This window comes from Actinacidiphila yeochonensis CN732, from assembly GCF_000745345.1.
In the GTDB taxonomy this organism is placed as follows: Bacteria; Actinomycetota; Actinomycetes; order Streptomycetales; family Streptomycetaceae; genus Actinacidiphila; species Actinacidiphila yeochonensis.
Genome location: NZ_JQNR01000005.1, coordinates 3,868,029 through 3,882,028, shown reverse-complemented (window position 1 = coordinate 3,882,028; position 14,000 = coordinate 3,868,029). Strand labels below are relative to the sequence as shown.

12 protein-coding genes are annotated in these 14,000 nt (G+C 74.2%); 6 read left to right on the top strand and 6 right to left on the bottom strand.

The features are described 5' to 3' along the window. Window positions 1-699: 699 nt before the first annotated feature. Together cbiE and BS72_RS27725 are read right to left on the bottom strand one after the other, a co-directional pair. Window positions 700-1,923, bottom strand: coding sequence for a precorrin-6y C5,15-methyltransferase (decarboxylating) subunit CbiE (gene cbiE / locus BS72_RS27730; protein WP_037914470.1), 1,224 nt, complete (start codon window positions 1,921-1,923; stop codon window positions 700-702). A gap of 222 nt (window positions 1,924-2,145) precedes the next feature. Then, window positions 2,146-2,841, bottom strand: a complete 696-nt coding sequence (locus BS72_RS27725; RefSeq protein WP_051951770.1) for a GNAT family N-acetyltransferase — start codon at window positions 2,839-2,841, stop codon at window positions 2,146-2,148. A 333-nt stretch (window positions 2,842-3,174) separates the two neighbouring features. Between BS72_RS27725 and BS72_RS38855 the strand changes: the two genes are divergently transcribed. From BS72_RS38855 to BS72_RS27705, 4 genes are all read left to right on the top strand, one after another. Next, window positions 3,175-4,041 carry a class I SAM-dependent methyltransferase gene (locus BS72_RS38855; RefSeq protein ID WP_037914469.1) on the top strand — a complete coding sequence of 289 codons (867 nt, stop codon included), beginning with the start codon at window positions 3,175-3,177 and terminating at the stop codon, window positions 4,039-4,041. 157 nt (window positions 4,042-4,198) lie between these two features. Continuing rightward, window positions 4,199-4,567 carry a membrane protein gene (locus BS72_RS27715; protein WP_037914468.1) on the top strand — a complete coding sequence of 123 codons (369 nt, stop codon included), beginning with the start codon at window positions 4,199-4,201 and terminating at the stop codon, window positions 4,565-4,567. 129 nt (window positions 4,568-4,696) lie between these two features. Next, on the top strand, window positions 4,697-5,233 hold the full coding sequence (locus BS72_RS27710) for a hypothetical protein (protein WP_407639022.1): 537 nt from the start codon (window positions 4,697-4,699) through the stop codon (window positions 5,231-5,233). Between the two features lie 409 nt (window positions 5,234-5,642). Next, on the top strand, window positions 5,643-6,722 hold the full coding sequence (locus tag BS72_RS27705) for a hypothetical protein (RefSeq protein WP_232792548.1): 1,080 nt from the start codon (window positions 5,643-5,645) through the stop codon (window positions 6,720-6,722). Between the two features lie 190 nt (window positions 6,723-6,912). Here BS72_RS27705 and BS72_RS27700 read toward each other — a convergent pair whose 3' ends face one another. Next, window positions 6,913-7,425, bottom strand: a complete 513-nt coding sequence (locus BS72_RS27700) for a GNAT family N-acetyltransferase (RefSeq protein WP_037914466.1) — start codon at window positions 7,423-7,425, stop codon at window positions 6,913-6,915. Between the two features lie 641 nt (window positions 7,426-8,066). Between BS72_RS27700 and BS72_RS27695 the strand changes: the two genes are divergently transcribed. Beyond that, window positions 8,067-8,735, top strand: coding sequence for a lysophospholipid acyltransferase family protein (locus BS72_RS27695; protein WP_037914464.1), 669 nt, complete (start codon window positions 8,067-8,069; stop codon window positions 8,733-8,735). A gap of 833 nt (window positions 8,736-9,568) precedes the next feature. Then, window positions 9,569-10,435 carry an NAD-dependent epimerase/dehydratase family protein gene (locus BS72_RS27690; protein WP_037914463.1) on the top strand — a complete coding sequence of 289 codons (867 nt, stop codon included), beginning with the start codon at window positions 9,569-9,571 and terminating at the stop codon, window positions 10,433-10,435. A 98-nt stretch (window positions 10,436-10,533) separates the two neighbouring features. On the opposite strand, the gene BS72_RS27685 is transcribed toward BS72_RS27690, so the two are convergent. From BS72_RS27685 to BS72_RS27675, 3 genes are all read right to left on the bottom strand, one after another. Then, window positions 10,534-11,250 (bottom strand): DUF899 domain-containing protein, encoded by a 717-nt coding sequence (locus tag BS72_RS27685; RefSeq protein WP_037914461.1) that lies wholly within the window; start codon window positions 11,248-11,250, stop codon window positions 10,534-10,536. A gap of 66 nt (window positions 11,251-11,316) precedes the next feature. Next, window positions 11,317-12,531: a cytochrome P450 family protein gene (locus BS72_RS27680; RefSeq protein ID WP_037914460.1), complete on the bottom strand. Its 1,215-nt coding sequence runs from the start codon at window positions 12,529-12,531 to the stop codon at window positions 11,317-11,319. A gap of 180 nt (window positions 12,532-12,711) precedes the next feature. Next, on the bottom strand, window positions 12,712-13,707 hold the full coding sequence (locus BS72_RS27675; RefSeq protein ID WP_037917985.1) for an aldo/keto reductase family protein: 996 nt from the start codon (window positions 13,705-13,707) through the stop codon (window positions 12,712-12,714). Between the last annotated feature and the right edge of the window lie 293 nt (window positions 13,708-14,000).

Genomic DNA, 14,000 nt, shown 5'->3' with positions numbered 1-14,000 from the left:
ATGGGCGGGGGCGGCGGCACCGGCTGCGGGTCGCTCCAGGAGCCCTGCGGCCCCGGCATGAGAAGGACGTCCTCCTCGTCGTCGAGCCCGCTGCCGGGCGGCGCCGGCTGTTCGAGGAAGGCGTACTCCGGGCCGGGGTTCCCGTCGGCGGGGTCGGCCCCCCAACCGCCCTGGCCGGCGGTTCCGTTGCCGGGGTAGGCGGAGTGCGGCGGGAAGGGGGCCCCGCCCGCCTCCGCGCCCGCGTGCTCCGGTAGCCCCTCACCGGGGATCTGACCGGTGTCCGTCATGCGTGCCCCTCGCCCATCGGTTTCGCTCCTTCCAACCGCTGTGCCGTAACCGGGTCCGCCCCCGGGAACAACAACGAGCGCGCCCGGTCTGCGGCACGTCGGGCGGCGGGCGCCGACCGAGCCGGACGCTCCGCCAGCGCGCGACGACGGCGCAACGGTCCGTCAGCCTACCCCGCGCCACACACCCTTCCGCCCCGTGGTCCGCACCGCGGGACGTATCTCACACAGCCGCTCCCGACGGCCGCCGCGGCCCCCTGCTACCAGCGGAAACACCGTTTCGCGACGGTTCGGTCGACCATGGTGCGGGGGTGGCCCGAGGGGCCTGTGCCGCCCGTGCCGCGCAGGGGCGGCACGGGCCGTCCCAACGGGGCGCCAGGCGGGGGCGCTCAGGGGCGGCGGGCGGCGCGCGCGTTCAGCGCCTGACCCCGCACAGCGCGAAGGCGGACCAGCGGGCGTGCTCGGACCAGTCGCCGGCGAGGTCGACCGTCTGGAGCAGTGAGCGCTCCACCTCGTAACCGCCCGCCTCCAGCGCCCTGGTGACCGCTTCGGCCTGGTCCCGGGTGGTCGCGGCGGTGACGATGCGCTCGGGGCGGCGAGCCGCGCAGGCGGCGGCGACGGCGGGGTCGGCGGTCCCGATCCGCACCACGTCCGGCTCGGGCAGGTCCTCCAGGACGGCGGGCGCGCTGCCGTGCACCACCTGGACGTGCACGCCCACCCGGCGGGCGGTGGCGCGCACCCAGTCGCAGGCGTCCTGGTCGGCGTCCACGGCGATGACCGCGGCGCCGAACCCGGCCGCCTCGACGGCGAGCGAGCCGTCGGCGGCGCCCACGTCCCACACCAGGTCGCCGGTGCGCGGGCCCAGCCGGGCGAGTTGGAACGCCCGCACCTGGGCCGGCAGGTGCCCGCCGTACTCGGCCGCGGGCAGCGCCCAGCCGCGCGCGGCGCCCGGGAAGCCGGGGTCGCGGCCGGCGATCCAGCCGGGGCTGCGGGTCGACACCCCCAGGCCCGGCGCCCCGTGGCCGCCGCCCTGGGCCGGACCGCCCACCACCAGCACGACGTTGGGGTCGCGCCAGATGTGGTCGGCGACCTTGTCGGAGGTGAGGACGGTGACCTGCTCGCGTTCGGTGCCCAGCGCCTCGCAGATGACGAAGGTGCGGTGCACCCCGGTCAGCATGAGGGCGAGTTCGGCGGGTCCGGCGCCGGGCGAGGTGAGCACCGCGACCTTGGGGTGGGCCCGGCAGACGTTGACCGCGCGGCGCAGGGTGCGGCTGGAGGCGACGACGACCCGCGCGTCGTCCCAGGGCATCCCGGCGTGCGCGAAGGCCCGGGCGACGACGGAGACGCCGGGCACCACCTCCACCTCCAGGCCCAGCTCGGGGGCGCGCAGGGCGCGGACCACGCCGAAGAAGCCGGGATCGCCGTCGGCCAGTACGACGGCGGTGCCGCGGTGGACGGCGATGCGGCGGGCGGCGATGTCGATGCTGCCCAGCACGATGTGCTCGGCGCCGCGCGGGACCTCGGGCAGCGCGAGGTGGTGGCGGGCGCCGGCGACGAGGGTGGCCGCGCCCAGGGCGGCGCGCGCGGCACCGGAGGGGGGCGATCCGTCCCATCCGATCACGGTGACCCGGTCGGCCATGGTCTGGTGCCTCCCCTGGGGTGTGAGCGGTCCGGCGGGAGAACCCTAACCCGCCTGGCGGCCCTCAGTCGTGGCCGCGGCGGGACCGGCCGCGCGGTTTCCGGCGAAGGGACCCCAACGGCCGCGGGTGCGGGGCGCGAAGGCGTCGCGGCGGACCCGGCGGACCCGGCGAGGCGTGCGCGGCGGCGGCCGGGCGGGGCCGCGTGACGGGCCGGGCGGGTCTCAGCGCCAGTCGGCGAGGGCGGTGTACCCCAGGCCGGCCGGGCCCCCGGCGTTGTGGTGGCTCTCGTAGCCGTGCGAACCGTCGGGGCCGTCGAAGTCGTCCATGTCGTCCAGGTCCTCGGGCAGCAGGCTCCACACCAGCAGGTCGGTGCGGACCCGGGTCCAGGGGGCGGCGCTGTCGCCGTCGGGCCGGGTGCGGACGATGCCCGCCGAGCGCAGCACGCCCTCGCTGACGCAGCCGATCTTCTGGGCCAGCTGCTGGGCGGCCGCGTTGTCGGCGGCGGTGCGCAGCTCCACCCGGGCGAAGCCCTGCTCGTGGAAGAGCCAGCGGCACACGGTGAGCACCGACTCTCCGGCGTACCCCTCGCCCCGGGCCCAGGAGGCGGTCAGGCAGCCCACCTCGGTGGAGCGCAGGCGCCAGTCGGTGCGGTTCAGGCTGACCGTTCCCACCAGCCGCTGGGTGAGGTGCTCGGTGACGGCGAGGACGATGCCCTGTCCGCTGGTCCGCTCCCCCGGCGCGGTCCCGGAGACGAACGCGCGGGCGTCGGCGGCGGTGTACGGCTGGGGGGCGCCGGTCCAGGCCGTGACCGGCTCGTCGTTCATCATCTCCACGAGCGCGGGGATGTCGTCCTCGTCGTACGGCCGCAGCACCAGCCGCTCCGTACTGAGCGAGATGTCCGGGAAGGTGGAGGTCATTCGTGCTCCGTCGCCAGGGGCCTGGGTGGACTGAGGTGGGCTGCGGTGGTCGGGGGGCGGGCTGGACTCGGGCCGGAGGTGCGCCGGGTGGACGGCGCCGGACTGCACAGCATGCAGCATCACGCGCGGGAGGCGGCGGGCAGGGTCGGGGTGCCGGGGCGGCCCGCGGCCGGGCGGAACGGTTCGCCGCCCGGTCTCCGTCCGGTCTCCGTCCGGTCTCCGTCCGGTCTCCGTCCGGGCCGAACCCGCCTGCGGAGCAGGGCCGCGGCGGAGGTGTCCGGGTCCTGGTCAGGTCCGGGTGGACGTCATCCGATCCTGCTACCGTCAGCCCGCGTGACAGTGCACCACGCAGCAGGAGTCGGCTACCGGCGTGACGCGGGGGGCTATGAGCGCTCCCGGCCGTCCTATCCGCTCGCGGCGCTCGCCGCGCTCGCGGACGCGCTGCCTCTGGAGGCGGGCCGCACGGTCGTCGACCTCGGCGCGGGTACCGGTATGTTCACCCGGCTGCTGGCGCTCACCGGGGCCGAGGTACTGGCGGTGGAGCCGGTGACGGCGATGCGCGAGCGGTTGGCGGAGCTGCTGCCGCAGGTGGCGGCGGTGGCGGGTACGGCGGAGGACACCGGGCTGCCCGGGGAGTGCGCGGACGCGGTGGTGGCCGCGCAGTCCTGGCACTGGTTCGACCAGGAGGCGGCGCTCGCCGAGGTGGAGCGGCTGCTGCGGCCGGGCGGGGCGCTGGTGCTGGTCTGGAACACCTACGACACGTCGGTGCCGTGGGTGCGCGACTTCCAGGACATCTACTTCCGGCTGGCCCCGCGCGACCTGCCGAGCCCGCCGCTGGCCGGCGGCCCCGCGGGCCCGCCCGGTGCGGCCGGTCCGGTGCGGGCCGCGGACGGGACGGCGGCCGGTACGGACGGGCCGGAGGAGGCGGGCGGCCCGGACACCTGGCGCCGGGCGTTCGCCGGGCGGCCCGGCTGGGGTGCCATCCAGGAGCTGCACGTGGCCAACCCGCACTCGACGACGGTCGGGGACGTGGTGGAGCGGATGATGTCCTCCAGCCACATCGCCGTCCTGGACCCGGACGACCAGGCGCGGGTGCGGGCCGAGGTGGAGGCTGTGCTGCGCTCCCACGACGCCACCCGCGAGAGCGGCGCCGTGGAGATGCCCTACACCACCGACGTGTACTGGGTGCGGCGCGGCTGAGGCGGTGCGCGGCCCTGGGCGGCCGCTCCGGGGTCGGCCCGCGCGGGCTGGGGCGGTGCGCGGCTCGGCCCGGCCGCGGCGTGCCGCCCGGCGGGGGCTCTCCCGGCGGGGCAGGGCCGGGGCACGGGCAGCGGTGTGCGCGTAATAAGGTCGTCGCATGCTGGACTGGCTCATCCTGACCGTCACCGTGCTGGCGCTGCTGCTCGCGGCGTGGTGCGGCTGGGCGGCGTACCGGGACTCGCCGACCAAGGACTGGCACTTCGCCGGGATGGCCGTGGTGGAGCTGGCGGTGCTGGTCCAACTCGTCGTGGCGCTGGCCCAGTTGGGCCACGGCGACCGGCCCGCGCAGGGCATGGCGGTCTTCCTCGCCTACCTGCTGGGCGCGGTGTGCGCGGTGCCGGCCGCGGCGATGATGTCGCTGGCCGAGCGGACCCGCTGGGGCTCGACGATCGTGGCCGCGGGCGGGGTGATCCTGGCCGTGCTGGAGCTGCGGCTGAACGAGATCTGGGGTGCCGGCCATGGCTGACCGTCCCGCCGGCCCGGACGGCGGGCCGCGCCCGGTGTCTCCCCGGCGCCGCCGCACCCCCGCGCCCCCGAGGCGGACGACGCCCCGGGTGCCCCCACCACCACCCCAGCGAAAGGCACGGACCCCCAGGTGAGCCCGACCACCGGCAGCACGTACGACCAGGCCGCGACCGGAGCCGCGCCCTCCCCCGCCGGTGACACGGCGGCCCCGGCCCGGCTGGGCACCGGCCCCGGCCGGCTGCTGCTGTGGCTGTACGGCGTCTTCACCGTCGCCGCGCTCTCCCGGTCGATCGTGCAGCTCAGCACGAAGTACCACGAGGCGCCGCTCGCCTACCTGCTGTCCGGGGTGGCCGGCGTGGTCTACGCCGTGATCACCTTCTCGCTGTGGCGCGGCGGCGACACGGCCCGCCGGGTGGCGCTGGTGTCCTGCTCGGCCGAGCTGCTGGGCGTCATCACCGTCGGCATCCTCACCATCGCCGACTCCTCCGCCTTCCCGGACCAGACCGTCTGGTCGGACTTCGGCGCCGGATACGTCTTCCTGCCGGTCATCCTGCCGGTGGTGGGCCTGCTGTGGCTGCGCCGCTCGGCCCGGGCCGCCGCCGAGTACCAGGCCGCGAACACCGCCGCGTCGCCCGCCCCCGCCGAGAAGGGTCCCGCCGGCCGGTAACCGGCCCCGGTCCGCTCCGCCGCGCAGGCCGTACCGGCGCACCGCCGCGCACGCGTGCCGGCGTACACGCGCACCGGCGCGCGCGCGCACACGCCGAACGGCTGGGAAATTCCCGCTGAACGGCCGGAAAAGGCCGCTGGAAGAACGGCCGGAAAGCCGCCCCCGCGGCCGTGTCCGCGCTCTGGCCGGGGCATCGGCGCGTTCCTATCCTGTGCCTACCGCCGGAACGCCGGCGCGCGGCCGATGGCGGCGGCGCGCCGCAGCCGTCCGCTCGACGCGTTCCGAGCCGGGTTCCTCACCGCACCCGCGGTACTCGCAGCACCCGCAAAGCACCACCCGCTTCGGCCGAGACCCTTGGGGGTAGCTCATGCGCGCGTGTCTCCCGTTCCTCTCCAGATCCGCCGGACCGGTGTCCCGGGCGGCTCTGCTGGCGTTATCGGTACTGGCCGTCCTCGGGGCCGTGCTGCTGCCGGCCGCGGGCCGCGCCGCCGCCGCGGTGCCGGACCAGTGGGGGTTCGCCTACCTCGACAACCCGACGCCGCCGCCCGGCTACGCGCCGGACCCGAGCCGCCAGTGGGGCAGCTGGCCCTCGCCGGGGAGCAACCTGGTCACCGTGGACCAGACCGGACTGGGCACCTACACCGTCCACTTCCCGCAGATCGCCGGGAAGAACGGCATCGCCCACAGCACCGCGGTCACCGCGACCGGCGACTCGTGCCAGATCTCCGGCTGGTCGCCCAACGGCGCGAACGAGGACGTCGGCGTCAGCTGCTTCTCACCGACCGGCACCCCGGACAACTCCGAGTTCACCGTCCTCTACACCACCAGCAGCGGCACCCTCCCTGCGGGCGCTACGGGCTACGGCTACGTCTACTCCGACACCTCCGGCAGCCTGCTCGCCTCGTACAACTCCGCCGGCGGCGGCAACTCCGTCTCCAAGGGCGGCACCGGCCAGTGGAAGGTCTGGCTGCCGGGGCTGGGCGCGGCCTCAGCCGTGGGGAACCTCCAGGTCACCGCGGTCGATCCGCAGCAGGACGCGCACTGCAAGCCGGTCGCCTGGACGCCGGCGGCGACGGGCCAGACCGTGACCGTGGCGTGCACCGACGCCAACGGCAAGCCGTACGACACCCGGTGGACCCTGAGCTACGCCGTCCAGCGGGCGGTGCACGGCCCGGCGTTCCCGCCGAAGTCGTTCGCCTACCTCTGGTACGACGGCGCCGTGCCGGCGGGCACCACCTACAACTCCAGCGGCGCGGGCAACGGCCTGGCCACGTCGGGTACCGGATGGGTCCTGACGCTGCCCAACGTCGCCACCCCCTCGGACCACGCGCAGGCCACCGCCTACGGCAACGACACCGGCTACTGCGGTTTCGCCGCGCCGTGGACGCGCTCCGGCAGCACCGCGCTGCTGGACGTCACGTGCTACCTGCCCGGCGGCGCCCCCGCGCCCAAGGAGCAGTTCTTCGCCGCGTACACCTCGGCGGTCTGACCCGCGCGGTCGGGCGGGCCCCCGCCCGGCGCCGCCCCGTACGCCCGGGTGCCCTGCCGGAGCCTTCCGCTCCGGCAGGGCACCCGCCGTCCGCGACCGGGCCGCCGCACCCCCGACCCGCGCCGCCCCGCGGCCGCGCCGTCCGCACCGCACATCGGCGGACCGGCGCGCCAGGGGCGGCGCGGCGCGGTCAGGCGGTCGCCGCGAAGCTCACCCGGGGCTCCTGCACGGACTTCTCCATGTGCACCAGGCTCAGCCGGCGGGTGACCGGTTCGGCGGCGCCGACCTGCTCGTAGCCCAGCTTGCGGTACATCCGCAGGTTCACCTGGCTGCGGTGGCCGGTGAAGACGCGGTACCGCTTGGCCTCGGCCTGCGCGGCCAGCCGCATCTCCAGCTCGGCCTGCAACCGGCAGCCCAGGCCGTGCCGTTGGAGCCGGGGGTGGACGATCAGCTTGTCGATCCGGGCGGTTCCGCTGTCGTCCACGGCGCCGCGCACCGAGCCGACGACCTCGGCGCCGAGCCGCCCCACCAGGACGGTGGCCCCGGCCAGTTCGGCCCGCAGTTCGTCGAGGGTCTGGGTGAGCGGCTGGATCGTGTAGTCGCCGTAGAGCTCGGCCTCGCCCTGGTAGCACAGGTACTGGAGTTTGAGGATCTTCTCGGCGTCGCCGTGCTCGGCCGCTGTGATGGTCACGCTCATGCCCATGCGCGCAGGCTCCCCTTCGAATTCCGTCCGGGCCGTTGAGGGTTGGCTGGCCCGGAACGTGTGCCTGAGCGGAGTTCGTGCGGATGTACGCCGCCCCCGCAGGCGCCGATGATCGCACAGTCCCTCCGGTCGGGCACCGCGATTGCGGTGCCCCCGGCAGCACGGGCGGGCGTGGCGGCAGTGCCCGTCACCGCCGGCTGTTGACCCTGCCCTACCCCGCCCGGGCCTGCGTCGAACCATCGAATTGGGGTTCGCCGCGGCCCGTCGGGAAAGCACCTGCCGCCGGAGGCTGTGAGATTGCCGACTCGCCTCCGCGTTACGGTCGATAACCGGCTGAAACGGGCGCCGAATCCGCCTCGGGCGCACCCGGAGCCGCCCGGCGCGCGGGGAGCGCGTCCGGCGGGTGAGCAGGGCGTGCGGGCGGGCCCGGGGCGGAAGTATGGTCCTGCGGTACGGGCCGGTAGGGTCGGGTACGGCGGGTACCCCGCGTGGAGTACGCCGGCGCTGCCGCCGCTGTCCGCCCCCGCCGGCTGAACCGTCGGAACCGTCACGACCGCCTGTACTGCCCGCACCGCCCGTAGTCCGCCCGTTGTCCGTCCGTAGTAGTGCTACGCCGAAGCCCGGAGGATCTGTTGTCCCGGATGTCCCGCAGTGTGCTCAAGGCGGTCCTCCTGGTCCTGATGCGCGTGCTGTACCGCCCCGTGGTGGAGGGGCTGGAGCACATCCCGGCGGACGGTCCGGTGATCGTGGCCGGCAACCACGTCACCTTCGTCGACTCGCTGTTCCTGTCGCTCGTGGTGAAGCGCCAGGTGTACTTCATCGGCAAGGACGAGTACGTCACCGGCCGCGGCTTCAAGGGGCGGCTGATGGCGTGGTTCTTCACCACCTGCGGCATGATCCCGGTGGACCGGGACGGCGGCCGCGGCGGCGTGGCGGCGCTGATGACGGGCAGCCGGGTCCTTGAGGAGGGGAAGATCTTCGGGATCTACCCGGAGGGCACCCGCTCCCCCGACGGCCGGCTCTACCGCGGCCGGACCGGCATCGCCCGGCTGGCGATGATGACGGGCGCTCCGGTGGTGCCGTTCGCGGTGATCGGCACCGACAAGGTGCAGCCGGGCGGGCGGGGCATGCCGCGTATCGCTCCGGTCTCCCTGCGGTTCGGCCCGGCGCTGGACTTCTCCCGCTACGAGGGCATGGACCGCGACCGGTACGTGCTGCGGGCGGTCACCGACGAGGTGATGTCCCACGTGATGCACCTGGGCGGCCAGGAGTACGTCGACGTGTACGCCACCAAGGCCAAGGCCGCCTGACCCGCCGCTGCTCCTGGCCGCCGCACCGCGCCCGCGTGTTCGCGACGCGCGGTGCCGCGCCCGCGTGAGGCCGCGGGCGCGTGAGGCCGCGGGCGCGTGAGGCCGCGGGCGAGCGCCGGTAAGCGGCCGAGTCGCCGCCCGCGTACCCGCATCCCCGACTGCCCCACGTTCGCGCCGTGAACTCCCCGACGGGCTCCAACACCGCCTCGGGCAGCCGCCGTTCGGGCGGCGTCCGGTCATCGTCCGCTCGCCGTCCGGCACTCGGCGTTCGGGGCGGCGCTTCGGCACCCTGCCACGGCCTCTCGTTCCCGCTCACCCCACGGCCAACCGGCCGACGCCAAACAGCCTTGACTGTCAGTGGGCCCGAGCGGTGCCCAACCCTGCCGTGAGAGGCGCCCGTCGCATGCGGAACGGCCCGGGTGCCGGCCGTGTGCGGCGCGGCGGTGGCGGCGAGGCGGGACGCGGCGCACCCTCGAAGGTCACTTGGGGGGCATTCGGTGTCATCATCACTGGGTCCGGCTCCACGCGACCGTTCCTCACGACCTCGGTGGTGAGCCATGACCGACCACGGTGTCCTCCCGGATCGTCCGTGCTCCACACGGCGGCTGGTGCCTCTCCGGGCACGGTGTGCCCCGGTCACGGTACTGGTCCGCCGCGGGGCGCGTCCGGATCCCGTCACCGGCGCGCCGGCGCCCGGCCCGCCGGGACCGGCACGGGCGCGCCCCGGCGCGCGGCACGCCGTCCCCGCGGAGACCTCGGCCCGGTCGGGCCGGCCCCGGCCCCGGTCGCCTCCCCCATCGCAGAGAACGCCACCCAGAACGGAGTTGCCCCAGATGTCTGACACCCCAGCACCGAACGGCGCCGAGAGCGTCCTCGTCATCGGCTCCGCCGGATACCTCGGCCGCTACGTCGCCCGCAGCTTCGCCGAGGCCGGGTACCGCGTCACCGGCCTGCAACGCCCCGGCGGGCGGCCGGTCGACCCCCGCTACCAGGCGGTACCCGGCGATCTGGCGGACCCGGCCTCGCTGCGCGCCGCCGCGGAGGGCTTCGACCTGGTCGTGCACGCCGGCCGGATCGAGGGCGAGGTGGAGCGCGAGGGCGTCGAGGCGATCCTCGCCTCCGGCACCCGGCTCATCCACACCTCCGGCGCCGACGTGCTCGGCCCCGGCGACACCTTCGAGGACACCGTTCCGAAGCCGCCGAGCTGCGTGGCCTGGCGCGCGCCGGTCGAGCAGGTGGTGCGCGCGGGCGGCGGGATACTGATCCGGCCCGGCCTGATCTACGGTGACAACGGCGGCGTCGTGCCGGACCAGTTGCTGCCGGTGGCCGCCAAGCTGGGCGCCGGACTGTACTTCGAACGGCGCGGCGTGCGCTGGCCCGCGGTGCACGTGGCCGACCTCGCCGAGCTCTACCCGCTGGTGGCGCGGAAGGCCGCGCCGGGTACCGCGTGGAACGGCGTCACGGAGACCATCGCCGTCGACGAGCTCGCCGCCGTCACCGGCGCCGGCACGTCGGTGTGCTGGCAGTCGATCGACAACCCGCCCGCGGAGATCGCGGACATCGTCGAGCTGTACGTGATGGACCACGACGTGAGCTCGGAGAAGACGCGCCGCGAGATGGGGTGGCGCCCCCGGTACCTGGACGCCATCGGGTACCTGCGCGAGGAGTGCGCCGCGGCGCTGCCGCTGCTCGGCCGCTGATCGGCCGCTGCTCCTCGCCCTGGCGCGAAGCGCGAAGCGTCCCGCCCGTCGGCTCGACGGGCGGGACGCTCTTCGTGCTGGTGTGGTGCGTCTGGCGGTCAGACCTCGGCGGGGGCGTAGCGGTCGTGGTGGCGCAGCCACGAGCGGCCGAGGTCGTCGCGGCGGCCGAGCGGCGTCATGTCGGCGTACAGCAGGGTGCCGTGCAGGACGTCGATCCCCTCCGCGTAGGCCGAGTAGGTGTGGTAGACGGTGTCGTCGTCCTCGCGCCAGAAGACGCTCATGCCGCCGGCCTCGCCCTCGGTGAACCAGCGGCCGTCCTGCTCCAGCGCCGCCTTGTCCATGTAGTCGTACTCGACGGGCGCCACGGCCTCGTCCAGCGTGACGTGGAAGTCGTAGTTGAACCGGGTGCCGTGGGACGAGACCCACGGCACCGTCCAGCCCATGCGCTCCTTGAACGGCGCGATCCTGTCGTACGGAGCGCGCGAGACCAGCACGAGCGAGGTGTCCAGGGCCTTCAGGTGGGACAGGTCACCGATGTTGTCGGCGATGAACGAGCACTGCTTGCAGCCCTCGTCCCACTGGGGGTCGTACATGAAGTGGTAGGTGATCAGCTGCCGCTTGCCCTCGAACAGGTCCAGCAGCGAGACCTTGCCGTCCGGCCCCTCGAAGACGTAGCCCTGGTCGATCTCGCGCATCGGCAGCTGCTGGCGGGCGGAGTTCACGGCCTGCCGGGCGGCGAACTCCGCCTGCTCCTGGCTGTGCAGCCGGCGGCGGGCGGCGAGCCACTCCTCGGACGAAACTACCTTCGGTGCCATACCCTTTGACCCTTTCCGTTTCCGGTCCGGTGCCGCCCGCCGCCGGTGAGCCGACCGTGCGGGACGTCAGTGCAGGAAGACCGGGAGAGTGTCGTAGCCGTTCATGATGAAGGTGCCCTGCGGCGGGATGTCCTCGGGCGCGGTGGCGAGCCTCATGTCGGGGAACCGCTCGAAGAGCGCCGGGAGGGCGACCATCGCCTGCAGCGTGGCCAGCGAACGGCCGAGGCAGGCGTGCGGTCCGTACCCGAAGGACAGGTTGGTCTTGTCCTCGCGCAGGATGTCGTAGTCGTCCGCGGTCGCGCCGTGGACCTTCGGGTCACGCCCGATGCCCGCGAAGGCGATCATCACGAGGTCGCCCTTCTCTATCCGCACACCGCCGATCTCGACGTCCTCGGCCGCGTACCGGAAGGGCAGTTGGGCGACCGCGGAGTCCTTGCGCGCCGTCTCGGCGAACGCCGCCTCCCACTCGGCCTTCCCGCTGCGCACCAGTTCGAGCTGGTCGGGGTTGGCGAGCAGGTCGACGATGGCGTGCGCCATGACGTTGCCGAGCGTCTCGGAGCCTGCACCCAGCATGACGTGCAGTGTACCAAGAAGCTCGTCGTCGGTCAGGGCGTCGTCGTCCTCACGCGCCCTGATGAGGTGGCTGGTGAGGTCGTCCGCGGGGTTGGCGCGCTTGGTGGCGACGAGTTCGGTCATGGCCTCGTGCCACTGGAGCAGGTTCGCCTCCGCCTGCTCCGGCGTGATGGTCGTCTTGCTGTTGGCCACGGCGCCCTGCAGCATCCGCTTGCGCGCCTCGGTCGGGACGCCGAACATGTCGCAGATCACCCAGGCGGGAAGCGCGTAGGTGAACCGGCCCTTGAGGTCGACCGGCTCACCGGGCTCAGCGGCCTCCAGGTCGTCGAGCAGGTACCCGACGATCTTCTCGATGAGCGGACGGGACGTCTCCACCCGGCGGGGCGTGAAGGCGTGCCCGATCAGCCGGCGCAGCCGGTCGTGCTCCTCACCGTCCCGGGTGTTGATGTTCTCCATCATCACCCAGGTGATCATCTCCCAGTCCATCGACACCTCGCCGTTGACCAGCGGGGTCCAGTACTTCTTGGCGTTCTTGGGGAAACGCGGGTCGACAAGCATCTGCTTGGCGACGGCGTAGTCGGTCACCGACCAGCCGAGATAGCCTCCCGGCAGTTCGACGCGGGTCACCGGCCCCTGCGCACGCAGCGTGCGCGCCTCGGCGTGGATGTCCTTGCCCAGACGGTCGAGGACGATCGGGCACTTACCCATGGGTCTCCTCCAGCGAACTGATCCGGCTGCCGACGGCGCCCGGCGCGCAGCCATGGGCTCTCGGGCCGGCTCCTGACGTTCGACCAGCCCTCCCGGCCACCTTACGAACGGCCAGGACGCGCGCTTTCTTGCTGCGTGCCCGATTCGCGGCATGCCTGCCGGCCGGGCCTCCAGGACCGGCTACGGGCGCTGCTCATGGCTGTCCGTCAGCGCCGGATCCCGCACGATCACGGGCTCCAGGGCCTCGTCGATCCGGCGCGCCAGCTCCTCGTCCAGCTTCACGCCCGAGGCCGCGGCGTTCTCGGCGACCTGCTCGGGACGGGAGGCGCCGACGATCGCCGCGGACACGGCCGGGTTCCGCAGCACCCAGGCGATCGCCAGCTGGCCCGGGGTGAGGCCCGCCTCCGCCGCCAGCGGCCCGAGCAGCCGCACCCGCTCCAGGATCTCGTTCCCGAGCAGGTGCCCCATGAACATGTCGTTCGCCGGGTCCGCTCCGCGGCTGCCGTCCGGGCGCTGCGCCCCCGGCCGGTACTTGCCGGTGAGCACGCCCTGGGCCATCGGCGACCAGACGATCTGGCCGAGCCCCTCCTCGGTCGCGGCCGGCACCACCTCGGCCTCGGGCACCCGCCAGATCGCGTTGTACTGCGGCTGCGAGGAGATCAGCGGGACGCGCAGCTCGCGGGCCAGGCCGGCGGCGGCGTGGATCTGCCCGGCCGTCCACTCCGACACCCCGACGTACAGCGCCTTGCCCGCGCGGACCACGTCGGCGAACGCCTCCATGGTCTCCTCAAGGGGGGTGAACCGGTCGAAGCGGTGGGCCTGGTAGATGTCGACGTAGTCGGTCCCCAGCCGCCGGAGCGAGCTGTCGATCGACTCGAGCACGTGCTTGCGGGACAGGCCGCGGTCGTTGCGGCCCGGGCCGGTGGGGAAGTAGACCTTGGTGAGGATCTCGACGCCCTCGCGCCGCTCGCCGCGCAGCGCCTCGCCGAGCACGGACTCGGCACGGCCGTCGGCGTACATGTCGGCGGTGTCGAAGGTGGTGATGCCGGCGTCGAGCGCCGCGCGCACGCAGGCACGCGCGGTGTCGGCCTCGATCTGGGAACCGTGGGTGATCCAGTTTCCGTAAGCTATCTCACTGATCATCAGGCCGCTGCGGCCGACGAAGCGATACTCCATCATTCCGTCCTCTCGGTTCAGGCCATCCGGTACGACTCTAATGAGCCTGCGAAGACGCCCGTCTCCTGAATTGCGCTACCCTTCCCGCCAGCTGACGGACATACGGTTCCGGCTGAATGCGCGGACCGCCGGCCGGGTCGCCGCCGCCCTCCGGCAGCCGTGCCGGCGGCGTGCTTCCCACCGGCTCCCCGTTCCGCGCAGAGCCGCCCCGACCTGGCGGAAACGTCCGGTCGCGGCGGTACGGGCCGTCCGCCGCACCGCCGCCGCGGTCCGCTGTCCCAGCCGCCCGGCTC